A 26729-nucleotide genomic window follows, 5' to 3' on the forward strand; every position below is an offset into this window, starting at 1 on the left:
CAATCAAGGATTGTTCAATCATTAGCCGCAGACTGAATTGGATAATGAAACAACACTACTGTTATCATTAAAAATGAAAAACTGCAGAGTGATTTTAAACCTACTTAGTTCCATCTATCATTCATTATTCCGAAAATTCAAATTAAAACAAAACGACCCCTTTAATGAATTGATTGTCGCCATGATTGTACTTGTAAGAAAATAGTTTTGGATGAACAGAAACAATCAAAATTTAACTTGCCATGTACAAATTTTTTACTGCTAAATGGATGTATGTTTTACAACTGTTATTATGTTGCTCGCTTTTTTCATCCGCTTCTGCACAGGATGGAACTGCATGTGACACTTCTGTACGTTACATCTATTGGACGGGAGAAGAAAACAATGATTTCTTTAATGAAAAAAACTGGAGAGTAACAGTTGAAGTACCTTCAACTCAGGATGGCACTGCCGGCAAACCTACTTGCTTACCCGGCGGAGGTTCACACCTCTACTCGATTTGTCCCAATGTACATGATCCCGTGAATGATAAATATCCCAAAGACAAAAGTCTGGAACCGGGACAGCCGATTCGTTTTAATTTATACATCGAATCAGGCAACGTTACGGCTAATGGTGCAATCAGTTTTGCCTGTACACAAAAAGGCATCACGCTTACCAACTCCACACTTACAGTACAAGGCGGGACCGTGAGCCAGGGGGCTTTGTCATTATTAAATGAAAGCACTGTTCATTTAAAAGAAGGCGGTGTTTCATCTACATTGTTACTTAATTTTTTAGATGCGGCATCATGGGTCTATCTGCACAATGAAACGCCTGATGCATTAATGACGAAGCTGGGAAATATCCGCATCAATCATGTTACCGGAATTTTAGATAATAATTTCCGTATCAATCAATACTATCAAAAAGGTTCAGTTGTAAGACCTCTTTCAACTGCACACTTACCATTAAAAATATTTAGTGGTACTGCACAAAGCGGCACTGCTGCCAGTTTACAGGAAGATATTATTTATGCAGGCGCAACGATTCCAGGCGGAGATAATGCAACCCGTTCATTCATTCTCAAACGTGGATTCATGGCTACGTTTGCCATCAACAGTAATGGTACTGGAAAAAGCAAAGTGTATATCGCATCAGAAAAAGATTTGACAATTGATGGATTGGATATCGCCTTACAGGGAAATGTAAGTTTCATTCGGGTTGTTCCATGGAATTGGGTCATCAAAAAAGGAACCGGTGGTTTCTATGATCAATTGAATACAGGCTGGTTCTATAACTGGAACAACAATAACAATCCGCTGCCTAATTACGAATATGTACCCATGGCGTGGGGAGCAGGTGGCGCTTTACCTGCCGCTATTAACCTTGTGATTCAAAAGAAAAAAACAACACATCTGTTAGGTTTCAATGAATCTGATAACTGCGAAGATCAATCCGGTCAATTCAATAATTTATGTCAACCTGCTGTTGCAGTGGCGTATTACGAAAACCTGATGGGGCTTGGTTTACGACTTGGAACTCCGGCACCACGTGAAAACGGACCAACAACATGGTTGCTTGAATTTGCACGCATAGCAAAAGAAAGAGATGTACGTTTTGATTTTGTTGCGGTGCATTGGTACGATTGGGGAAGCAATCCGGCAAACAGTCCGAATGCAGATCCGCAGCAGATCTTCAATCGTTTCAAAGCTTATCTTGAAAATGTATATCGCATTTATAAATTGCCGATCTGGATCACAGAATTTAATGCCAATCCAAATCGTGGTAATCCAATTCAACAGGCGTTTCTTGAGCTGGCACTTCCGTATCTGGAAAGCCTGGATTATGTGGAACGCTATGCATACTTCCAACCCAATCCACAGTTTGCTACTGTTCCGCAAACACCTGCGAATTACTATGAGAATGGAGCACTAACCAACATTGGCGAATTATATATGAATCATACATCATCACCTTCAATACCTGAAGCAACAGTTGAATGTCCGAATAATTTAGAAGGGCTAGATCTTCCTTACGTTTCAGTACCAACAAACAGTTTGGTATTTGAAGCAGAGTGTGGCAAGTTTATCGGCAACCAATGGGATGTTTTAGAAAATACAAATGCATCAAATGGTTTATACATCAGAGGGAATAACAATTTGGTTGGAGTAACTGCGTTGGCGAAACGAGTACACTTTGAATTTGAATTAGCTGAAGCAGGAACTTACCGTGCATGGATCCGTTCTTCTTCAACAGGTGTAGGCGCCATTCGCATTAGTATTGACGGAAAAACAATTGAACAAATTACTCCTTTCACCAGCGGCAGCTTTACCTGGTTCCAGGTGCCACGCTTTTATGCGTTGGGCGAAGGCAAACATCGGTTGACAATTGAATATCCAAACAGTAATATTCTGCTTGATCAGGTAGCATTAGCTAATGGGCCTGAAAACATGGAGCAATTTATCAACGATGCAGGCTATTGTACTCCATCGACAGTTACATTTGGATTAGATGCAACCGACTTCACCGGTTTTTATGAAGCTGAACAAGCTGCAAAAGGTGTTTCATGGAAAACAGAAACATCACCGAACGCAATTGGCGGAGCTTATGCAGCAAGTGAAGAAAATAGTACTTCGACTGAAGTACCTGTTGGTGATGATAAAGTACTTTCATTCTCGTTCAATATTGATAAAGCAGATGAATATGATATTTGGGCGAAGATCCAGGCATTGAAACCAACGGCAACAAGCTTGTGGATTTCAGTTGATGATGAGCCGTTCAGAAAGTGGAGCAATCTTGGCAGTGCAACGTTTGAATGGTATTGGAAAAAATTCCATTACAGTTATGAAACAGAAGACAGAAACTTCACTTATTTCCTTTCTGCCGGACAGCATCAGGTAAAAATAGCAATCAACAGCGGCGATGTTTTTGTTGATCGTTTAGCAGTTGTTACAAAAGGTAAATTACCTGAAACAACTGATCCGAATGTGCTGGCCATTTCTGAAAGTTTGGAATTTGAAGCAGAGGGCGCCAGATTTGTTCAAGGAACAGGAGCAACCGGGGCGTTGATAAGTACGGTAAACTGTACAACTTCTTCGAATCTTTTACAAGTAAATCTTGGAAGCAGAAGTGGTAACTGGATCGCTTTTGATAATGTTGTTGCTGATGCAGCAGGTCCTTATAAATTGAAGGTTTCCTATATGAGTAAAGTTAACAGGCCCTTCCGCGTAAGAGTAAATGGTACAACAATGGGCCGACAGCTTGCAACAGCATCTGGTAACTGGTGCTATATCGCCGCCGATAATCCAACACTAGGTTCACCCGCTGTTTATGAAGTGGTGGTAATTCTCAAACGTGGTTTAAATACCATTGAGATCGGACTGAACAATGTTGAATTAGCGCCTTTCATTGATAAAATAAAACTGGAGAAAGCTGAGTTAAACGGGCTTGGCTTGGAAGCTGAATTGGCTGAATTGATCGGTACGAATACGAATGTACCGTGTACAACGGCATCTAACGGAGCATTGATAAACATGGGATTGAATGTTGTTAATGGAATTCGCTACAACAATTTAATAGCAACTGAAAACAAAACCTACCTGGTCGATATTTATTACATCAGCAAAGCAGATCGCAGCATGCGTATCTCAATAAATGGTGAACCATTTACAACAGAATCGTTTGTTGCTTCCGGCAATTGGTGTTTTGAAGGCGGAACAACAAAAGTGAAAACTATCGAAGTCAATTTCTTACAGGGAGTAAACAATATTCTGTTTAGACCAACTGGCACTGATGCTCCGTTCATTGATAAAATTGTAATCAGAGAAGCTGCACCGGAAATAACAAGTGCCGCCAATCAGCAGGAAACGTTTGGCGCAAATCTCGGCACGCAATTACTTGAACTGCCAATCGCCAATGCATTTACTGTATATCCAAACCCTGTACAGGCAGGTACGCCTATTACATTGATGTTGCCAGGTGCTGTTACAACTGGTCCGGTGTTAATACAAGTAACTGATGTAACCGGCAGAGTTGTATTTGCTCAAACCTTACCTGCGCAAACCAACCGGCAGGTGAAATTGGCAAACAACCTCAGCAAAGGAATGTATGTATTAACTGTATCGCAAGGATTAGTTAGAACAAGTAAAAAGATAGTTATACAGTAGCAGCATAATCACTATCCGTGAAAACGACAAGACCCCGAAATTATTCGGGGTCTTTTTTTATTAAGAACAATGTAAATTCGAATTGAAACAATCGCTACACTTTTTTGTTTTCAAGCCTTTAAGACAACTAATAAAACTGAACTAACCAGTTCGTAAGTCGATCCATCCACTTCTCCTTAATGAAATCGTTATGCATTCCAAATCCATGTCCTCCTTTTGCATATACATGCATTTCAACTGAAACGTTGTGGTTTAAACAAGCCTTGTAATACAACAGACTATTTTCAACAGATACAATTAGATCATCTGAACAATGAACAAGGAAAGTTGGTGGTGAAGATTGGGTTACAGTATTATTCGATGAATATCGTATGATATCATTTATGCTTGCAGCCTTTCCAATAAAACGCTCACGTGAACCAATGTGTGTGATATCATCTTGAAAACTGATAACAGAATAAATAAGTATGGTAAAAAGTGGTGGAAATAGATTTTGTAATCCTTCCTTTTTCTGTTGACTACTTAAAATCGATGAAGCCAGGGAAGCTAAATGCCCTCCGGCAGAAAATCCCATAATACCAACCGAAGAAGGATTAATCCCCCATTCTGATGCTTTCTCCTGAACCGTTTTGTAAGCTGTGATGAAATCTTCTAAAGGTAATGGCATGTCATCAATTGCAGGAACTTCTCCCGGCAAACGGTATTTCAAAACAAAAACAGTGATACCCAATTTTGTTAATGATTGAGCAACCTCTGTTCCTTCATGTTCAAGTGCAAGTTTTTCATATCCGCCTCCCGGGCAGATAATAATGGAGAGCCCATTTGCCTTTACTTCGGGCCTGAAAATGAGTAACGCAGGATTGTATGACCCACTGATACATTTCACACCGTCATGAACAGTTACAACCTCTGCATCTTTTACAGTATTGTGGTGAATATCATTTTCCGCATCTAAATGAAATATCTCATGATGGCTACTGTTCATATAACTGAAGTACTTTGAAATATCAAGGTAGTGACGTTTAATGATTCCTTGCGAAGACTTACTGAACTATAAGTCTGACTCGAATATATTCAGATGCGATTGAAATTGTTGCTTATCGTTTTAATGCAGATAACCAATCCGGTATTTTTTTCAACCGAAGTTGTAACTGGCCTTCATAAAGCGAAGAAGGAAATACTTTTTTATCTAACCCTTCCAGATAACCTAGTTGAGTTTGATTAAACGTAGATCCATTCCCCATAAACCCTGCGATTACAGGCGCAGGAATTTTCCACCAAACATCGTTTAGCGGCCAAAATTGAAAGTTCGTTACCGGTTCATTCGTCTGTTTATAATTCCAGAACACCAAACCCTTCATGTGATTGGGCATATTAAAAATAGCTCCTCCTCCTCTGTTTTTCATCAATCCACCAGTTACATTATCAAGTAATGTATTTCGTGGTTGACTGGCATGCGATTCAAAACAAGTAGTAGCCGGATACGTACAATGCCACAACACGGTGTTTACCGCTCCGTTTGCAGTGCCAAATGAATGCCATTGTGATGCCTCATCAATTAAGTTGGCCAATAAAACATTGGTGGAATGATTAGAAGTAATGGCTTCATGCCCGGCATTTCCTGTAACTACACAATTCATAACAGTAATATTGGCGCTTTGACTAACAATGGCTGCAATGCTGCAATCCGTAAAACGGCAGTTCTTCATCCAGGAATTGGTACAGCGGCTGAACATAAATAAATTAAAACCGCTGTCGTGTACCCATGAAGCATGATGTTTAAATTTTTCTGTCCAATTGCCCACAAATGCAATGTCTTCAATGCCTACTTCTTCTGCATGGGCATATTTATCTATAGTCCAGGTGTACTTCACATCAACCTTGTAAGCAAGCGGAGCATGCAATGTGATGGAATTACCTTTTATACGTTTCACCTGGTAATACATGCAAACATCAACACCTTTTTTTACAATAGAAGTCCAGGTTGTATCAACTTTATTAGGCGAAAGTTCAGCATCAATTAAACCGGGAGAATTATTCAATAGCTTAACTGCTACCCAATCTCCTTCCTGCAACTTATCGGTATTATTCAACTCCATTGTAAACTCTCCTATCTCTGCTGATCTCACCACCTCGCCAACTCTTGCATCAGCGCCTTTTGCAGTAAACGTAAACATCGGTGGACCTGTCCACATTTGATCGGGGTTACCTGGCAATAACGCATATTTCATAAACAATTCGGTACCACCCGGGCCACTTCCACTGCCACGAAAAATGATCTTACTTCCTTTTGAAAAAATTCCTTTCGCAGCAGTGCTGTCTTCATTCACTAAAAAACGTCCCTTTGGAAAAAAAATAATACCTGATCCGTTTTTATTCGCTGCATCAATTGCAGCTTGTATTGCTTCCCTGTCTGAAACATCATCATTTGGCTTTGCACCAAAATCAACTACATTAAACAGTTTATAGTTTTTAATTCCCGGAATTGCTTTCTCACCGCTTTGATAACCGGCATAAGAAAAATCAGGGAGCAAGGATTTACTTTTATCCAGTTTATATTGTTCGAAAAGTTGTGAGTTGATTGTTTCCTGCGCTTTTGCAAACTGAAATACAATTACAAGCAATCCTGAAAAAAACACATTCTTCCTCATTTCGATTATTATATTGAACTATTATTGAAGGTACTATGATATCACTTGCATTGCAATTAAAAAGCTTCTTGCTTTCAGTAACGCTGATGTGTTTACTTAATTGTTACTGTAAGCTTACGTGGAACTGAGTTTTCTTTGTTTACATTAATATTGCTTCCTACAAATACCGGATTATAAGTTCCGCTTTTTGAATAAGTATATGTGGTGAATGGAACATAATTCGAAATTGTTTGAATAGAAACCCCCGCATCGGGTGTTACGCTTTTCAAGTTAACCGGACCGGTTACAAACCATGCTTCAACTGCACTTGTTGCAGCTGCAGCAGTAGTTGCGCCTGCAACAATCATCGTCGCTCTTACATCAAGCACCGAAGTAGTACCGGCGGTTCGTTGACCCACCCATATAGGAAGATTAGTTGCATTTCCATAATTCACAGCTGCTGTAACTGTTGGAACAGAATCGATCACATAAGAAGTACCGTCTGATAAAATATTACGTAATGAAAAACCCGTAAGCGTCCACCTGTTTTGAATTGAACCGGCAGCAGCGTTATATTTAAATGCAATATAAACGGGCTTATTAAGTGCAGCAAAGTCAGACAGATTTATATTACCGGAGCCTGTTGTAGTGGTATTTGTTGCCCATACAGCCCGATTACTGATGTCTGTCCAGCTTGTGTTGACAATTGAAGAAGAATCAACCAACCCGTTAAGATCAGATGTTATCATCAACTTTATTGTATTAGATTGTGTGCCTGTATTCATTTGCGAATTGAATCGTAAAAAAGGCGTTCCGCTTGCTGTATCTCTGTCTTTAAACTCAAATCGTTTTCCGATTTCTCCGGAATAAAAATTAATGAATTGAGGCTTCCCTGAAAAAGTAAACGTGGTTTTACTTCCAAGATTGTAAGATGTGCTGTCTGCAGTAACATCAAATGATACTTCGTCGAGCTGCAACTCTTTGCTACAGGATTGCAGAAGAAATAGTGATGCCAACAGTATTATATAATTGATGCGCATTTGATAATATTTTATAAGTTTCAAAACTGTATGTTATGCTTTCTTACCAACCGGGATTTTGTGCAAGCTTTTTGTTCAGCAAAATTTCTGCCGCCGGGATAGGATATAACAAATGCCGTTGATCAACATTTCGTCCGGCAAGACTACCATAGGCGTTACCTCCGCCATTTGCAGTAAAATCAGCACTTACTTCTTTCATACGACTAACAAATTTGTTCCAACGTATCAAATCCAGTCTTCTTAACGATTCAAAACATAATTCACGTGCACGTTCATCTTCAATGTATTGTTGGAATGATGCTTTATTGAGGCCGGCAGGTGCATCTGCATTAACATTAGGTGCAGATAAAGGCACATTAAACGCCCTTCTTCTCACCATATTCAAAGCTTCATACGCTTCAGCAGTTGGGCCATTTACCTGGTTTTCTGCTTCAGCAAGCATCAGCAAAACATCTGCATAGCGCAGTAAAGGAAAGTTGATGGGTGTGTAATTTTTATTCTTCGGTGTTATTAACTCAAACGATCTTCTCCATTTACCGGGATAACGTCCATGTCTGTTACTCGCCGGCAACAATGTTTTAACTCCGGTAGTATTGTTAATTGAATGATTTCCGATTGCCCAGTCTCTTCGTAAGGTATCATTGGTTCCATACAAATTATATAAAACTGCTGTTGCTTTTACTTGCCCCCAGCAAAAGCCGCTGTCTTTTTCAAGTGCAGTGCCTGCACCGGGTTGAAAAACGATACCAATATTGTTTCCTATCCTTCCGTTTTCATTAAACCCATCAGCTCTGTTTCCTTTGAACTCAACTTCCCACATGCTTTCTTTTACATCATAAAGATCCTGCGCATGATTAATAAATATCTGACTGTAGGGAGAAGTATTGGTAAACCTTGGATCAAAATTGATATACTTCGGATCAACATACATGTTCAACGAATGCTGATTTGAGCTTTTTACTTTTTTTGCCCAGTCTAATGCCTCTGCATATTTGCTTTGATCATTTAACGGATACCCCGCCATATGCAGACAAACTCTGGCTAACATTCCCTGTACAACTGTTTTATATACTCTGCTGGCAGTTGCATACATGGGAAGCACTTTCGTTTCAGCCGCTTTCATATCAATCAAAATCTGCGCATAGATTTCTGCAACCGATGTACGGGGTAATTGTGCATCGGCGGGAGATGAAATGGGTTCCAAACGCATAGGTACTCCACCAAAACGGGTTACCAACGTAAAATAATAGAACCCTCTTAAAAACAATGCTTCGCCCAGTATGGCTTGCCTTGCTGTGCTATCCATTGAAGCAACATTAATATTCGCAATTAACCTGTTTGCCCTGTCAATACCAGTGTAACAGTTTCTCCACAACTCGGTAATCTGAGGTGTTGTAAAATCGAAATTATATACCATCATGCCGGCAGTAGTATTGGAATTGCCGCCCCACGATTCATCGCTGTAATCAAACTGCGTTACCATCGAACTGCCGTACATACCGTTTTCATTTCCTAACGGATCATATAACCCCGCCAGTGCTGCAGTTAATTTTGATTCACTGCCATAATATTCTTCGGGTGTAAGTGTATCTGTTGGCTTGGTATCCAAAAATTTCTTGCAACCACCCCAGCTAAGCGCCAATACGGCAACAATTAAAAAATTTAAAAACCTTTTCATGTATCGTAAGTTTTAAAAAATTAGAAGGATAAGTTTAAACCAAACGTGACAGTTCTTGCACGTGGGTATGTTGAAAAATCAAACCCTGGCGTAAGTGCTGAATTGTATGCACTTACTTCCGGATCAAGACCTGTATAGTTTGTCCAGGTAATTAAATTTTGTGCAGATACATAAGCCCTGAGACTTCTGATCTTCACTTTCGACAGTAATCTGCTATTCACGTTATAACCAAGTGACACTGTTTTTAAACGCAGGTAAGAACCATCTTCAACCATGTAGGAAGAATATCCACCACCACGAAAACCTTTCAAACGTGGAATATTTGAATCGGGATTCTGCGGTGTCCAGCGGTCTTTATAAAAAGCAAACAGGTTTCTGCTGCTATGTGTTTCATTTGCTCCGAAATAAACAAGATTCGTATTTAAAATATCATTGCCGTAAGACCATTGGAAGAAAATATTCAGATCGAAATCACCATAAGTGAAATTGTTAGTGAAGCCTCCGTAATGAATTGGCAATCCTCTGCCGATGACTGTGTAATCATTTGCATTCACCACTTTATCTCCATTAATATCTCTGTATTTAATATCGCCGGGTTGAATTCTGTCCCTGTTATTTCCATTGGTAGTAACATTGTCTTTTAAGATATAACCACCGGTTCCGGTTCTGTTAAAATCATCGTAGGTATAAACACCATCCCAGATAAACCCATACATCATACCCAGCGGCATTCCAAGTTTTGCAATGTAAGCAGGTGTATTTCTCCAGTTCTGATCCCAGTTGATATTGCTTATTAAAGCTTCCTGATCTTCGGCGAGTTTTAACACCTCACTTTTATTGAATGAAATATTAAAGCTTGAACTCCATGAAAACTTTGCCTTTTGGATGTTAACAGAATTCAATGAAAACTCAAGTCCCTGATTGCGCACACTACCCACATTTTTAAATACTGTTGTAAACCCGGTAGATGTAGGAATATCTGCATTTAACAACAGGTCAGGTGTTGTTTTTTGATACACATCAGCAGTGAAGTTTAATCGCTGATCAAAAAATCCTAAATCAACTCCAATATCAAACTGCCGGGTATTTTCCCAACGCAGATCATTGTTACCCAACTGTGCAGCCTCAACTCCGGGTTGATAGTTATTATTGAAAACATAAAGCGGATTGGTTAACCGCATGAGTGTGAGATAAGCAAAATCGCTTACACGGTTATTTCCTGTTTGTCCATAACTTATTCTGAATTTACCCTCCGACAAAACTTTACTGTTCACCAGGAAATTTTCTTTAGAAAAGCGCCATGAAAAGGCACCGGAAGGAAAATAACTCCATTTGTTGTTTGATGAAAACTTAGACGATCCATCAGCACGGAAAGAAGCAGTAAACAGGTATTTTGATTTGTAACTGTAATTCACTCTTCCGAGGTAAGAAGCCATCGACCACAACGAACTTGATGCAAAAATCGGCTGCAAAATACCTTCATCCAAACCACTAAGCCCTAACTCTTCGTTCGGGAGTTGTGTTGCCCGCATGCCGTAAGATGAAGACTTACCCGACTGTGCTGTAAAACCAGCAACTGCATTCAGTGTATGTGATTTACCAAACGATTTATTCCAATTGAGTGTGTTTTCATTTAACCATGAACTGTTCTTCGGAAAAGTAATGGAACCGTTTACACCATCCAGCGATCGTGGATTCCCATACTGTGTTTGGGAATTATTAAACACTTCATTTTCGCCGGCATTCTGTATAACACCACCACTGATCCGCAATTTTAAGTTTGGCATTATTGCATACTCTGCATAAGCGTTTACAGTAAAATTCTGTAACCGGTTATTGCGAACAAGATTTTTTTGATTGACTACAGGGTTCACACGATAATCATTCGCTGAATTGATAGTAGGATCAAACAACATATCTTCCGGATCATCCACATCCGGAGAAACAGGTCTTGCGCCCCAGATTGCAACCATCAGATTATGGCTGGCACTGAATACACTTTGACTGGGGCTGATACCTGATTGCAACAAATTGCTGTAGTTGGCATTAATGCTGATCTTCAATTTTGAATTGATGGTTTGATCTAAAACGATTCTGCCTTGATAGCGTTTGTATCCGGAGTTTATCAGTATCCCCTGCTGATCGAGTAACGAACCAGAAATGGCATATCTTGTTTGCTTTGTGCCTCCCGTAACAGATAAGTTGTAGTTGGCCATTGGTGCCACACGCAAGACTGCATCCTGCCAATCAAATGCTTTTTCATTTTTATAATCCTCCATACTTTTTCCATTAGAAAGATAAATCTGGGATGGAGTTTGTCCAAATGAACCCGCCGCAGGAACTAGTGATGGATCAGATTCTACCTGATACCGCACATATTCATAAGCACTTAACAAATCCATTTTCCGCAGTGCTTTTTGTGTACCGTACGATACATTCAATGAAATGACTGGCGGTCCTTCCTTTCCTTTTTTTGTTGTTATCATAATAACACCGTTGGCACCACGTGCACCATAAATTGCAGTTGCAGATGCATCTTTCAATACTTCAATTGTTTCAATATCGGCTGGATTGATGGCATTGTTATCTGAATTTTCAATAGGAAATCCATCGATAACATACAGCGGTGAGTTGTTTTGTGTAATCGAATTATTACCCCTTACAACAATGCTGATGCCTGAACCGGGCTGGCCATCACTCGATTGCACCTGAACACCAGCAGTACGACCGGCAAGTGCTTCATCGAAAGAACGCACCGGTGCTTTATTGATATCTTCCATGTTCACTTTTGCAACCGAACCGGTAAGATCTTTTTTCCTCACGGTTCCGTAGCCAACTACAACCACCTCTTCCGATTCTTTTATTCTCGACTGTAACACCACATCTAAAGTTGAATTTTTACCGGGCGATAATTCTCTGTCTAAATAGCCAACATGCGAAAAAATCAAAAATGCATCCCGGGTGGAAATAGTAATGCGGTATTTACCTTCCGCATTGGTAATAGCGCCGGCTGTTTGTGATCCTTTCACTTTCACTGAAACTCCTTCTACTGGAGCGTTATCAGAACCGGTAACAGTTCCGCTGATAGTAACCTGTTGCGCAAAGGCAAGGGACAGATTCAGCAGCAGAATACATGCAAGCAAGCAACGTCTCATAATGCGTAAATTTTGGATTATTTATTTAAAGCTTTGGTTGTTTGATTATAGCGCAGTAACGCCTCCAGATAATAATAATCGGCATAAACAATAGGAACATCCACTTCAGCTCCATGCGGAATACTTCCTACTGAATGTTTGATTAAAAAATTCCCATTTGTGCCGTGCTTGGCAAAATAATCAGGACTGCTGAGTGATTGAAGAGAGGCAACAGCAAACTCTTTATAGTGATTTCCTTTCACACCAAGATGTTTGCTTAATTCAAATAAAGCAGAACTCACAATGGCGGCAGCAGAAGCATCACGGGGAGTATAACTGAATTTTGATGGATCGTATTTCCAATCCGGCTTATACCCCGCTTCATTTACATTAAAATCCCAATAAGGAATTTTGTCTTTTGGCAGGTTGGGATTGTTTATATAAAAATCTGTAAGCTTTTGAGCTACGTTTAAAAAGCGCTTATCGCCAGTTTCACGATAGGTCATTGTGTAGCCGTAAATAGCCCATGCCTGTCCACGTGCCCATGTTGAATTATCAGCATAACCCTGGCAGGTTTGTTTGTTGAGTACGTTTCCTGTGAGTGTATCATAATTCACAACGTGGTAAGAGCTGTAATCATCACGGAAATGATGTTTCATCGTTGTTTCAGCATGTTTTACAGCAATATTTTTATACAATGGATCGCCGGTAACTTTTGACGCAAAGAATAATAATTCCAGATTCATCATGTTATCAATGATAACGGGATAATACCACTTTGTTTTACCATCCCACGAAAGGCGGTAGTTCCATGATTTTATACAACCCACACGTGGATCAAAACGCTTGCTGAGTGATTTCGCTGATTGGATCAGAATGGCTTTGTATGCTTCGTTTTTAGTTAAACGGTATGCATTACCATAGCTGCAATACATCATAAAACCAAGATCATGATGACTTGTGTTAAACTGATTTGCTTCTAAACTCTCTGTCCACCGAACAGCTGCATTTTTCCAGTTATCATCTTTGGTATATTCATAAACATACCAGAGATTGCCCGGCCAAAAACCACCAGTCCAGTCGGAGATGGGAACATAAGCAGTATTTCCTTTTGCATCTGTTGTTCGTGGATACTTTGTAAGATCGGTGGAGCGCAGCAGCATATCTGTGTATTGTTCTTCTGCTGTTTTGAAAGCTTGTTCTACTAATACTTTCGCCGGCTTTTTATTTTGACTGAAAGAGAAGGCACAAAGAGTACCAATGACGACAACTGTAATAACAAGTTTAAACGTATATTTTTTTTTCAACTGCATATGGCTAGTATTAACAAATCGTTCATTTCATCGTAAAATGAATAAACAAATCTGCTGATTACTTTACTAACCATGAGGGCAGAATTCTCTCTAAAAAGGGGTATATTTTTATCAGAAAGCAGATTATGAGATTTTCCCTCCCCTTTCTGCAAGATATTCTGATGGAGACTTGCCAAAAAACTTCCTGAATTCTTTACTGAAATATTTACGGTCGTTGAACCCTACTTCCCAGGCTATTTCAGAAATATTCATACTATCGTTAACAAGAAGTGATGCTGCTTTTTTCAGACGCATATTTTTAATGAACTCGCCTATAGGAATATGTACCAAAGCATTAAATTTTTTATAGAGAACAGCCTTACTCATACCCAGCTCTTTTGCTAAAGAAGGCACACTGAAATCAGGTCGTCCAAGATTATCTTCTATGATACTCATCAACCGTTCCATAAATTTTTTATCCACCGTTCCTACTTCCACATCCAACGGTTCCAGATAAATCTTTTGACTGTAGCGTTGCCTCAAAACGGTTTTTAACTTCAACAGATTGCTGATATAGTTTTGTAAAACCAGAATACTGAAAGGTTTTGTAAGGTAGATGTCTGCACCGCTTTCGAGTCCTTCGATGAGTTGATCTTCTGCAGCTTTTGCAGTAAGCATAATAACAGGAATATGACTTGTGCGTTCGTCCTGTTTCAGATTTCTGCAAAATTCATTACCGTCCATTTGCGGCATCATCACATCGGTTATGATCAGATCGGGAAGTTCATTCACAGCAAGCTCCCAGCCTTTCACACCATTCTCAGCTTCGAGTATGGAATAATCTTCTTCCAGACAGGCTTTAATAAATGCCCTGACATCGGGAGTATCCTCAATAATTAAAATACGGACCTGGGACATGGAACTGGTTTAGGCAAACAAATCAATCTAACACAGGATAATCATCTTTAAAATGATTCTTCCCAAGCTGTAAGTTAACAATAAAACGGGTTTCCATATTACCTGTTTGCATGTTCTTTCCGCTTTTGAAACGAAGAGTTCCTTTGTGTAACTCTACCAGTTTCTTTGAAAAAGCCAACCCTATACCCGATCCTTCACTTTTTGATGTGCCGGTATTTGCCTGATAGAAACGGGTAAATATATGTTCCTGATGTTCAGGAGGGATACCACAACCATTATCGAATATTTCAATATCCACACTTTCCTGTTCTGTTTTTATTACAGTCACCGAAACCTTTCCTGATTCAGGAGCAAATCTTATGGCATTCGCCAGCAAATTCGAAAGTACAATCTCAAGATGATGTGCATCAAAATAGACGAGCAGCTCATTTTCATCACATATGAAATCGTAATGAATATTTTTTTTCTCAGCGGCGCCAATAAATTTATCGAAAACGGATTTTGTAAATTCTGCAATATCTGACCGGGCAATTTTCAATTTGGTATAACCGGCCTCTGCCTTTCTAAAGTCCAGCAAATCATTGGTGAGGGTTAACAGTCGGTCAGCATTACTTTTAATATTCTTCAGCATACTTTGCGCCATCGTATTGCCTGAAAGTTTTTTCATTAACATTTCTACAGGGCCAATTACAAGTGTAAGTGGTGTTCTGATTTCATGGGAAATATGTGTAAAAAAATCCAACTTCATTTGATGAAGTTCCTGCTGTTGCTGGTTCAACATATGTTCATATCGGATTTCCCTCTTTAGTGATGCTCTCGACACAAAAAAGTAAATAATCCCGAATGCAAGCAACGCAACGAATAATGCATATAACGTATAAGCCCACCACGTTTTCCATGGTGGCGGAAGTATTTTTAGTTTGATTTGATAAGGAACCTCATTCCACACGCCATCATTATTTGCACCTTTGATCATAAGGAAATAAGTGCCTGGCTGCAAATTTGTAAATGAAGCATGATGTGCATCAGTATAAACCCAGTCTTTATTAAATCCTTTCAGCAGATAGGCTGATCTGTTTTTTGATGGTTTCACAAAATTCATCACAGCATACTCAATCGAAAACACGTTTTGGCTGTAATCAAGAATCAATTCATTTATCGCTGAAATATCAGCTTTTAGAATTCCGGACGAATCATTCGTTTTTACCGGAAGCCCGTTTATACGAAGCTCCGTTAGAACAATGCCGGGGGCCTGCCTGTTCATTTCAACATTGTTTGGATCAAACTCCACCAACCCATTATGAGTACCAAAGAAAATATGGCCTTGTTTGTCTTTGAAAAATGAACGGTAGTTGAATACTTTGCCCGGCAAACCATCATGTGAGTCGTATAAATAAAATTGTTTCCTTAACCGATCAAATCTGTTAAGTCCATTATTTGTACTCACCCATAAATTATTACGGTTATCAACAACGATACCTGCGATTTTATTATCTGCAAGACCTTCAGTGATGGTGTAAGTGGTAAAACTATTTTTACCCGGGTCATAAGCAGAAAGCCCCATGTACGTCCCGATCCAGATGATTCCATTTTGATCTTGTGTAATACATGTAATAAAATCTGATTGTAGTTGATCGGGTTGTTTCCCCTGAAAGAATTGAATGAATTTGGCACCATTTGAGGAGATCATGTTTAATCCCTGACCGGTTCCAATCCAGATATTGTACATTGAATCTTCAAACATGCAAGTAATTCCCTTGTCAGACAAATTCTTACCCGGATACAACGTTTCAAATTGTTCAGGTTTTCCTTTAGCACCATCATAAATATTTATACCGTTATCATCTGTTCCGATCCATATCCGGTTTTTGTGATCTTGCAGTAAGGATGAAACACTTTCTGAATTGATCGTATTACTTCCTTTGTCGGGCCCAAACTCTTTCCATTTTTTACCCGATGGTTCAAATACGTTAACCCCGCCTCTTGACATGCCTACCCACAAATTTTTCTTATTGTCAAGTAACAGCGCTTTAACAAGGTTAGAAGTTAAAAATGAATTGGGATCTTTTGGGTTCGTTGAACGGACGAATATATTTCTCTTCCTGTCATAGTAGTTCAGCCCTTCAGCTTCTGTACCAATCCATAAATTATTATGTTGATCTTCAATAATTGCACTGATAATATTACTACTTACACCTTTACCTTTCGTATCGTTCTGATAAACGATAAACGGAGTTGTAAGAGACTCCACATAATTGAGTCCGCCAAAATAAGTACCGATCCAGATATTACCTTGTCTGTCTTCAAACAGATCATATATCGAATTAAAGTTTAGCGACCGTGCATCATCAGGATGATGTGTATACGATTCGATTTTTTCAATTTCAGGATAAAACAGGTTTAAGCCTTTCAATGTTCCTATCCAGATTCGTCCGGCTGTATCAATGCGGAGTTTACGTATAATGTTGCTGAGAAGGCCAACAGGTTTGCTATCCTCGTTGTACTGCTTCACTATCCGGAATTCATGATCGGTTTTAATTAAACCGTTTCCCCTTGTTCCTATCCAGAAGTTTTGATGCTTATCTCTTACTATAGAAACCACAGGAATACCCGGTAAGGCTCTCTTGATTTTTACAGCGGCCCCGGTTACATCCGATTTAAAAAAAACAACAAGGCCATCATTTGTGCCTGCAATCATCTTACCATTACCCGCTTCAAAAACACATTGTATATTTTTTATACCACTGGTTTTATCATCTTCGAATGGAACAGGTAGGAAACTATAAGATGAATCGTTTCGAATAATTTTAGTTAATCCCTCTGCTGTACTCACCCATACATCACCACTACTGTCGTTATCTAAAGAATTGATGTTATTGCTGATAATACTTCTGTTATCAGAAGCTGAATGCTCATAGTAAATAAACGTATCTGTCAGATCGTTATAAAGATACAATCCATTATTTGTACCGATCCATAGTTCATTCTTTCGACCGGCAAGAGTATTGTTTATTTTTATGCGGGAACCAATACTATTGTCCTTGTAAAACGATCGGTAAATTTTTACGTTTTTCCCGTCATATCGATTTAACCCATCCATTGTTCCAACCCAAAGGAATCCTTTCTGATCTTGCGTAATGGATAATACAGATGGTGAAGAGAGTCCGTTTTCTACAGTAAAGTGTTTGAACGAAAGCTTTTTCTGAGCGCATACCGGAGTGCTCCGGAGTATTCCCCAGCATAATACAGCAACAGTTAAAAGCAATCTACCCACAGAACATTTTTTTAATCAGCAAGATGATTTCATCTCAACCGAAGTTATGGCTTAAACTTATTTGACCGCCATCGACCTGTTAATCATAATTCAAGTTGTCTTTATTGAATGATTCATGATCAATTCAACTTCAATGTTTTTAGTATGAATTCAATTTGTTTATTGCGTTGCGCCTGCGTAACGGCATGTCCCGTTTCCTTATCAATAAAAAATGTTTTAGGCGCCTTGATGCTATTAAACGTAGCGTAAAGAGAAGTAGGCGGTGTGGTTTCATCATTGTAGCCCAACGAGTAAAATCCAGGAATGCTAATGAGTCGGGCAAAATTTACTGCATCGTAGTAACGAGATGTTTCAATTTTTTCTTTTGTAAGATGTTCTTTTTTAGCAAACATGTGCGGCCATCCACCGGCTCTGCCAATTTGATATCCTGTAAGATCACTTAATGCAGGATGCGTACACAAAATTGTTTTCACCCGTTTGTCTAACGCAGCTGTTACCAATGCCAATGCACCACCCTGACTTCCTCCCATGACGATCATGTTGCTGCCATCAAATTCTGGTAACGAAAAAATTAAATCGACCGAACGTAAACAACCAAGGTAAACCCGTTTGTAATAATACTCATCACGGTTATCAAGATTAAACGTAGGATAACCAAGCAACGCACCAAAGCGCAGATTTTCATACACCATCGAATCGAGGTTAACAGGTATTCCGTGAATGCCGATTTCAAAAACAACGATTCCTTTTTCGGCCAGCTTTACATCACCCTTATACGGACGAACACCTGCACCGGGAACCCTTAACACAGCCGGATATTTCCCCGGAGCTTTCGGCATGCTCAGCATTCCATACAAACGCATACCGATTTTATGGTTTTGCATGTTTACCTGGTACACATTCACTTTATCGTTACTTAGCTGTGGCTGCAGTTCCATGCGCAGATCCATCGGTATCTTTTTGTTCTCTTCAATGGCTTTGGTCCAGAATTCCATAAAATCGTTTGGCATAACAGTCGTGGGCTGAATGGTCTCCGGGCTTATCGCTGCTGTTGCCATTCCCTTGTATTTCTTGCCTTCATATTCCACTGTAGCTGTGCAGCGAAGAAAACCACCTGTTTGCATGGCACCACCGTCAAGTACCAAATCCGAACCAATTAATTGCACTTCCCCTGTTTGTACAGGAGGCATTTTTTCAGGTCCGATTTCGTAACTGAGTTTTGCGCCCTTCATTGGTTTGCCATCCTGTAGTACAGAAATTTTAAACACAACTTTTTCATTGATTTTGTACAGCCAATCACTATGATCAGCTGTCACCTTCACAACAACAGCCTCCGCAGCTGCAGGTTTATCTATACGCTGAACAGCAGCTGTTTCAGATGTATGCCTTGGCGTTTTTGCCTTTGCAACGTTCAGACTTAGTATAACCGCTGTGAACATCCAAACTGAAGTACGGGACAGAAAAGCTTTTTGCATTCGCTTCATCATATGACAGATTTTAAAAATTAACTGCTAAATTATTGATTCGTTTTTGTTTTGCTGCATAATGTCAAACACCAAACGTCTTTCGCAAAACGATCGCACATAGCACAACCGTTATTAAAACAATGAAAATAAGATAATCTTTTACGCTGAAGTTACATTCAGTGGTTTCGAAATTTTTCATTCAGGCAGATGAGCGGAAGAGTTGAAACCCTTCCGCACATCTGCCCTTACCTGTTTGACTAAACTAAAAAACGTTAGAGTTTTACAATCTTCTTTCTGGCTATTCCTAATCCATTTTTTACATGAACAAAATAGATGCCTGCTGCCAATCCGCTCAATGAAATTCCCTGGTTTGTTTTCACAAGTGCTGCATTCCGCACCAACATGCCCTGCGCATTATATACTTGTACGTTTGCGTTCTTATCCAGCATATGAACTGTAACAAATAACATATCCTGAACAGGATTCGGAAATACGTTCATCATCACGTCATTTGATTCAGATGTAGTAGTAACCCTTCTGCCTGCTACACCACACTCACCCAGCGCATCGCCATGATTTAAATGTTCCTGTATTGCTTCAGATGAAATACAAATACTGTTATTGTTATGGCAAACTCTCACCTTATTACCATTGTTACCGCATCGCACATCTACTACATTTATTTGTATCGCTGCAGAAGTTTGGCAACCTTTCAAATCAGTAACAGTTACGGTATAGGTTCCTGCATCTGCAACTGCAATTGACTGCGTTTGTTCTCCGGTACTCCAACTGTAACGATACTCTCCGGCTCCACCTTGAGGCGTAGCCGTAATGGATAATGATGACGGACCATAACCTAAATAAAGTGTGTTCTTTAAATCCATTGCTGCATTCACTGCAAAAACATCTGCAATAGTTACCGTTAATCGGTTAGTAATGGTTATTGTACAAACAGCGGTTGAATGATTACCATACAAATCTGTCACTGTCCATGTAATGGTCGACACACCCTCTTCAAAGAAGCCGCTTGCATTTACTCCATTATCACTTCGTTGTGTTGCACCTGAAACAACATACTGAATTGTTGCAATGCCAACATTATCTGTTGCTGTTAAAACAGGCACCTGGTAGTTTGATCCTTCATAACATATACTTTGCTCAGCAGGTGCAATCAATACCGGTGCTTCACTATCTGTTACGGTTACCAGTTGTATGGCTGTTGCAACATTTCCGGAAACATCTGTCGCCGTCCATGTAACCTCTGTTACACCAACAGGATAAATTGGCGGAGCATTGTTGGTTACAGACTGAAGAGCATCATTATCGCTGGCTGTAGCTAATCCAAGCGACACATTGCTTGCAGTAGCTATGCCCGCATCTGTATGCACGTTAATATTTGCAGGAGCTGTTAAAACCGGAGGTTCAACATCCTTCACAGTTAGTGTTTGTACGGACGTGGCAGCATCATAAAGATCATTTCCTTTTTGTGAAGCTGTAATCGTTGCTGTACCCTTGCCAACAACAACTACGGTGTCGCCTTTTACTAACGCAACAGCGGTGTTAGAACTGCTGTAGCTGACAGGCAGACCTGACGATGCAGTTGCCGTTAAAATAAAAGCTGTATCAGTCGTTGCTTTTTCAGCGATTGGATCAAAGCTGATTGTTTGCTGAGCTAAAACCCGGCTCAACACAATTTCTACCGGTAATCCGTCTCTTGTTGTAAACTGTAGGATAGTTTCTCCGTTTGCTGTATCACTTATACTTGCATTCGCATGTGGCTGTGAAATTTCCCAGTTCGTTCCTTTTATAGAAATTTTAATTTGCCTGGTTACAGATGCAGCATCTGATCTGTAATTGTATCCGAGATCAGGATTGTTTACTGCTATCTGAAACGTTTTTTGTGCTGTATCATATTTACTCATGACCAGGCAAGGATAATCAGCACCTGTCAACAATCCATTATTGTTGATGCCGGAAAGTGCACTAAAAAAAGCATATCCAAATATCGCATTCGTGTTAGCAGCAGGTTTGTATTCTACAATATGTGCAATGCCGTCCTGGCGGTGTACAGTATATGGTTTATTGCCTGCACTTATCTGGTTGTTTAAATCAACCATAGTAATAGCAGTAGTATTCGGTACACAAATGTATTCGTAAGATTTGTTTGACGGCGCTGTTCCATGATCAAGAAATCCTTTCGCATAATTTCCTACAGGATTATTGGTAATTGTTTGAGCTGATAATAATTTATCATGTTGTGGTGTTTGTTGGTCGGCTTTCGATAGCTTAATTGTACCACTTCCTGCAAACACATAAAACCCGGTGTTGTAATTATCTACAATCCAGTGGTTGGTATTATCGGTATAAGTGTTGTTGTAAGTGCCGGTTGGCAATAAATTATCATCAACAGTTACCTGTTCTTTTGCTGCTGATGTTTTACGTTGATACAACGCTGTCATAGTGGTATTCGCTGCATCGTTGTTACCAATATTGGAGCCCAAACAAATCAACATATTATCAAACGCAAACACTGATTTTTTAAACACAAATGTTGCGTTATGATTTTCAGTTGAATAGACGGTTCCAAATCCCTGGCCTGTTCTTTCCTGAAAATCCATTGCAAACAAACCATACGTTCCTTGAATGGCTTTCAGATAAGATCCGTTCTTATTGATAAAACTTAAAGAACCAACAAATCTTTTCTGTTGCAGCTCGTCAATACGTTGTTTCTCGCCATGCAGCTTATTCCAGGGAAGCCTGATAACCGTTGCACCGGGAGTGAAATTCCAATCCCATGTTGTTACATCGTATCCATTTCCTGTCAGTGCATCTCCGGGATAAATGATATTTACTGCACCATAACTTTGATAGCGCCCGAAACGATTTGCATCCGGAAAAATTTCAGAACCCAACATATTATTGTTAAAACCCTTGCATACAGCCAACCATCCATCGTTTCTGTATATACCTGCCATGCTGTGGTTAAACTGAAAATAACCTGAGTTAAAAGAAGCTTTTATACTATTACCAAAAGGTGCGTAACCACCCCACACACGATTATAATAGGTTGCTATCACAGGATCTGATGCACCAGTACCCAGTATACTTCCTCCGGCAACTCCCATATTACGCAAACTAAACCGGCTGATGGTGGTAACAATTTCTTCTGGTTTTCTTCCGCCCATCGTTAAAAATCTCGTGGTATTATCATTGGTAAACATGAGTTGAGCCATGATTGCATCTCTCAGGCGCAGGTAGGCAGCACTATCGACTTGAAAAGAAGTTTCTCTTAAATTGGAAATGATCTCTGCTACGCTGTTTAAATTAGACGTGTAAGATGGATAGCCGGTCCAGTGATGAAAGCCTGAACCATCTTGTTTTATTCCGGCGTAAGAATTACCTGGTGCATAGCGGGTGAAGTTTTCGATATAACGTTTGAAAGCGGTCATATAACGGTAACGCTCATCCGCAGATTCAATCCATTTCACATAGGCCATTGTAACATTTCCACTGTTGCCCAAATGATCGTCATTAATTCCTACTATGTAGTTTGGATCCCAGAAATGCAGAAAATTATCCTGTTGGTACAATACGTTTTCAAACAGGCTTTTTACAAATGAGTTCTCCTTAATGCGTGGTATCAAAATAGCCGATCGTGCAAAATCCCGATACACATATTGATTATAATCGATCTCAAATAAGCCTTTACACATTCTGTCCGATATCAGCCACACGGTGTTAAGGGCTTTCGTGAAGACATCGTTATCCTCAGGATGGAACTTGAGGTACTGAGCAAATGTTTTTAAAAATGCTGTCTGACTGTAACTGGTAACGGCTGTTTGAGCTGAGATGCTGTATCCGTCTACTGTTATGTTCAATGCATTGTAACTTGCGATGGCATTGGTAAGTGCAGTCGCAGTTGGTTCAGCTACACCCAAATAAGCATCAGAAAACCGCTGCACAATTGTATTGATCTCTGCTTCGATCGTTGCGTTCGAAGGCAGTAATGGCAAATCAGGAGTTAAACTGATTGGACATGGAGCTGCCGGCACTGGCGATGTAAGCAGTTGATAGTTTACAGCATTTCCTGCGTACGTTACATCACCTGTATAACCGGATGTGTTTAAAATTGTTCCGAAAGTTCCTGCAACAGTTGCAGGTGATGTTGTTTGTACAAATGTGAGAGATGGTTGTTCCGGTGTGCTGTATGCATTAATGAAATCAACCTTTAATATTGTTGATGTTCCGATACTGATATTTCCGGTTGCATTTACCTGATCGTAAGTTGTTCCTGCAGTAGTTCCCCCGGCCTGCACACGTAAGCTTCCGTTATTGGCTAATGAAAAATTTCCGTTCACCTGCAGTATCCTGGTAGCATTATCGCCTGAGGCTGTTCCAAAGGTTAAAGCGTTAACTGTGAGATTTCCGTTTACGGTAACAGGACCCGCTGCAGTGGATAAATACCCGCTGTTAATGTTCAATTCATTCAGCACTGCTGCTGTGGGATCAAATGTAATGATGGTGGCAGCACTGCTTGGAAGCGTAGCACTTGTTCCCGAAATGGTAAGATTTGAATTGGCATGTCCTTTTAGCAAACGGGTTGTGCTGTTTCCACTTTTTATAGAAGAAGCCTGTAAGTTATATCCCGCAAGATCTAACGTACAGGTTGTAGCGGCGAAAACCAATGGACTATAGAACTTACAATTTCCTGCCAATGAACGGTAACTGCCATTCAGCTGCAGACCGACACTGATGTTGGTTGAATTGGTAACACCTGATGATAGCTGCGTTAAGCTGATGGTTTTGTTTGTCCCACCCAGGTACACACCACGGGTACTGTTTAAATGATGAATAGCAGTAGTGCCAATTACATCGCCGTTTGCATTGAAAAAATTACTCCCTCCGGATGTAGCCTGTAATGTTCGAATCGTACCATTCCATGTTAGCAGACCCGTAATTGTAAATGTAGATGCCCATGCGTTGTTATTATGAACAATGGTTCCTCCTGCATTTATGGTTAGAGAAGCAACAGTCATGGTACCTGTATTCGTAATGGTGGCAGTACCTCCATTTAAAATAAAAAGATTGTCCGTTGCTGTAATAGTAACAGTTGTTAAACCGGTTATTCCATTGGGATTGGTCGTCCAGTTGGCGGAAGCCGTTCCATTACCGGTGAGCGTAGCACTTGCTGAAGCCGTGTAGTAATCAGCAGCTGCTGCATACTGTACTGCGCACAGAAGCATTACAAAAAAGAGGAGATTTTTTTTCATCAGAAACAATCGATTTTTTAAAAGTGAAAACTTTTTACTTGGTAAATCTGATAAAAAGAGGAATAGCGTTAGGGATGAATCTGTCTTAGTTTAGGGGGAAAAATGTATTGAGATTGATTGAAACGATATAGAAAAATGTTATTGAATAAAATCAACACATGTACAACAGTAACTGCCTGATCTCTTTATTGCCTGGTAATTGCATTTTTATTAAAACTGAAAATGAAAGCCGTCTATCCGTTTGCCTAATACCCTTGTTTAGTTTGAAAGTTTATAGTTCTACCACAACAGGATCATTGTACTGCTCTTTTTTCTGCAACAGCTTTTGCTGCATCATTTTCCTGATGCTTGAATAAGCAGGGTCATGAAATATATTCTTCATCTCATGCTTATCCTTTAGCAGATCGTACATCTCCCATTCTTTGTTTTCATAAAAGTAAATGATCTTGTAACGGCTGGTTCGAACACCGATATGTTTGGCAACTTTGTGTTCGATGTTTTCGTAAAAATGATAATACAATGCATTATGTAAATCGCTTTTTTGTTTACCCTTCAATAAAGGAACAAAACTTTTCCCTTGCATATCAGCCGGAACAGGCAACCCTGCCATTTCAAGAATGGTTTCAGCAAAATCCAAATTCTGCACCATCATCGATGTAGTTTCTTTTTTGTTGGTAACACCAGGCCATTTCACAATTAATGGTGTGCGGAACGATTCTTCATACATCCAGCGCTTATCGAACCAGCCATGTTCGCCCAGAAAAAAACCCTGATCAGATGTGTAGATGACAATTGTATTGTCTTCTAAATTATTTTCTTTCAGGTATGCCATTAACCGCCCCACGTTATCATCCACACTCTGCACACAACGCAGATAATCTTTCATGTAACGTTGATATTTCCATACCGCTAACTCTTCGCCCGAAAGATTTGCTTTTTTGAATGCTTCGATCATTGGGCCATAGGCAGCTTCCCATTTCTTCTTTTCATCGGGAGTAAAGCGGTCATAAATACCCTGCCACATATTGGCAAGCCCAACTCTTTCCTCTTTCGTAAGATCAAATGCAAGTTTCAGATCATATGCATCATTCATATCTGCTGCTATTTCCATTTCCTGTTCTTTTGCAGCTCTTGATCTTGTTTGATATTTGTCGAAAAAGGTTGAAGGAACAGGGAATGCTGTACTATCGAACAAATGATAATACTTCTCTTCCGGCATCCAGTTACGATGTGGTGCCTTTTGTTGATACACTAGGAAGAAAGGTTTATTCTGATCCCTTGTATTTAACCAGCTAATTGCAAAATCAGTTGTGATGTTTGTAACATAACCGGGCACACGTTTGCGAACACCCATCTCTATAAAATCAGGATTGTGATAACTGCCCTGCCCCGGCACTATATTCCAATAGTCAAACCCCTGCGGATCACTTTCCAAATGCCATTTACCCACCAATGCTGTTTGATAACCTGCTGCCTGCAGATATTTAGCAACAGTTGGTTGATCGCCATTAAAACGACTGTGATTGTCTTTAAATCCATTGATATGACTATGCTTCCCTGTGAGCAGTACTGCACGACTTGGGCCACAAATAGAGTTTGTAACAAACGCTCTTGTAAACAACATCCCCTTCTCTGCAAGCTGATCGATATTAGGTGTTTTGTTTAACCCATAACCGTATGCACTGATAGCCTGGTAGCCATGATCATCACTCATCATGTAAATAATGTTCGGCCGTTTTCTGGCCAACTGTTGTGCAGAAACATAACCGAATGCAACAACCATATATAGAAATACAATTATCTTCTTCATTGAATACACATTTCTGTTATTTTACTTTAGCTGCAGGCCTTATTTCAGTTCCCGGCAGTTTGGTTAAAT

12 protein-coding genes are annotated in these 26729 nt (G+C 39.8%); 1 reads left to right on the forward strand and 11 read right to left on the reverse strand.

The window, feature by feature from the left end:
- The first annotated feature begins 242 nt into the window (after positions 1-242).
- Complete coding sequence (locus VK159_RS04215; protein ID WP_324228893.1) at positions 243-4148, forward strand: glycosyl hydrolase; 3906 nt, start codon at positions 243-245, stop codon at positions 4146-4148.
- Positions 4149-4275: 127 nt separating this feature from the next.
- On the opposite strand, the gene VK159_RS04220 is transcribed toward VK159_RS04215, so the two are convergent.
- From VK159_RS04220 to VK159_RS04270, 11 genes are all read right to left on the reverse strand, one after another.
- Entirely contained in the window at positions 4276-5133 is an 858-nt protein-coding gene (locus VK159_RS04220; RefSeq protein ID WP_324228894.1) for an alpha/beta hydrolase, read from the reverse strand.
- Positions 5134-5245: 112 nt separating this feature from the next.
- Positions 5246-6799: a DUF4955 domain-containing protein gene (locus VK159_RS04225; RefSeq protein ID WP_324228895.1), complete on the reverse strand. Its 1554-nt coding sequence runs from the start codon at positions 6797-6799 to the stop codon at positions 5246-5248.
- A 92-nt stretch (positions 6800-6891) separates the two neighbouring features.
- Positions 6892-7842 (reverse strand): DUF5017 domain-containing protein, encoded by a 951-nt coding sequence (locus tag VK159_RS04230; RefSeq protein ID WP_324228896.1) that lies wholly within the window; start codon positions 7840-7842, stop codon positions 6892-6894.
- A 19-nt stretch (positions 7843-7861) separates the two neighbouring features.
- Positions 7862-9496: a RagB/SusD family nutrient uptake outer membrane protein gene (locus VK159_RS04235; RefSeq protein WP_324228897.1), complete on the reverse strand. Its 1635-nt coding sequence runs from the start codon at positions 9494-9496 to the stop codon at positions 7862-7864.
- Positions 9497-9516: 20 nt separating this feature from the next.
- Positions 9517-12651, reverse strand: coding sequence for a TonB-dependent receptor (locus tag VK159_RS04240; protein ID WP_324228898.1), 3135 nt, complete (start codon positions 12649-12651; stop codon positions 9517-9519).
- A gap of 17 nt (positions 12652-12668) precedes the next feature.
- Positions 12669-13943 (reverse strand): glycoside hydrolase family 88 protein, encoded by a 1275-nt coding sequence (locus tag VK159_RS04245; RefSeq protein ID WP_324228899.1) that lies wholly within the window; start codon positions 13941-13943, stop codon positions 12669-12671.
- A 123-nt stretch (positions 13944-14066) separates the two neighbouring features.
- A complete protein-coding gene (locus VK159_RS04250) occupies positions 14067-14840 on the reverse strand; it encodes a response regulator transcription factor (RefSeq protein WP_324228900.1) in 774 nt (257 codons plus the stop codon).
- 22 nt (positions 14841-14862) lie between these two features.
- On the reverse strand, positions 14863-18114 hold the full coding sequence (locus tag VK159_RS04255; RefSeq protein WP_324228901.1) for a ligand-binding sensor domain-containing protein: 3252 nt from the start codon (positions 18112-18114) through the stop codon (positions 14863-14865).
- 119 nt (positions 18115-18233) lie between these two features.
- Positions 18234-19601, reverse strand: coding sequence for an acetylxylan esterase (locus tag VK159_RS04260; RefSeq protein WP_324228902.1), 1368 nt, complete (start codon positions 19599-19601; stop codon positions 18234-18236).
- 251 nt (positions 19602-19852) lie between these two features.
- Positions 19853-24850 carry a polysaccharide lyase family 8 super-sandwich domain-containing protein gene (locus VK159_RS04265; RefSeq protein ID WP_324228903.1) on the reverse strand — a complete coding sequence of 1666 codons (4998 nt, stop codon included), beginning with the start codon at positions 24848-24850 and terminating at the stop codon, positions 19853-19855.
- Positions 24851-25121: 271 nt separating this feature from the next.
- Positions 25122-26660 (reverse strand): sulfatase, encoded by a 1539-nt coding sequence (locus VK159_RS04270; protein ID WP_324228904.1) that lies wholly within the window; start codon positions 26658-26660, stop codon positions 25122-25124.
- Between the last annotated feature and the right edge of the window lie 69 nt (positions 26661-26729).

It is taken from the genome of Lacibacter sp., assembly GCF_035299325.1.
Taxonomy (GTDB): domain Bacteria; phylum Bacteroidota; class Bacteroidia; order Chitinophagales; family Chitinophagaceae; genus Lacibacter.

What these genes read in the sequence shown, in the direction of transcription:
- VK159_RS04220 (WP_324228894.1), bottom strand. Translation starts at nt 5,133, where the DNA reads ATGAACAGTAGCCATCATGAGATATTTCATTTAGATGCGGAAAATGAT.
- VK159_RS04265 (WP_324228903.1), bottom strand. Translation starts at nt 24,850, where the DNA reads ATGAAAAAAAATCTCCTCTTTTTTGTAATGCTTCTGTGCGCAGTACAG.
- VK159_RS04250 (WP_324228900.1), bottom strand. Translation starts at nt 14,840, where the DNA reads ATGTCCCAGGTCCGTATTTTAATTATTGAGGATACTCCCGATGTCAGG.
- VK159_RS04225 (WP_324228895.1), bottom strand. Translation starts at nt 6,799, where the DNA reads ATGAGGAAGAATGTGTTTTTTTCAGGATTGCTTGTAATTGTATTTCAG.
- VK159_RS04240 (WP_324228898.1), bottom strand. Translation starts at nt 12,651, where the DNA reads ATGAGACGTTGCTTGCTTGCATGTATTCTGCTGCTGAATCTGTCCCTT.
- VK159_RS04245 (WP_324228899.1), bottom strand. Translation starts at nt 13,943, where the DNA reads ATGCAGTTGAAAAAAAAATATACGTTTAAACTTGTTATTACAGTTGTC.
- VK159_RS04260 (WP_324228902.1), bottom strand. Translation starts at nt 19,601, where the DNA reads ATGATGAAGCGAATGCAAAAAGCTTTTCTGTCCCGTACTTCAGTTTGG.
- VK159_RS04235 (WP_324228897.1), bottom strand. Translation starts at nt 9,496, where the DNA reads ATGAAAAGGTTTTTAAATTTTTTAATTGTTGCCGTATTGGCGCTTAGC.
- VK159_RS04215 (WP_324228893.1), top strand. Translation starts at nt 243, where the DNA reads ATGTACAAATTTTTTACTGCTAAATGGATGTATGTTTTACAACTGTTA.
- VK159_RS04270 (WP_324228904.1), bottom strand. Translation starts at nt 26,660, where the DNA reads ATGAAGAAGATAATTGTATTTCTATATATGGTTGTTGCATTCGGTTAT.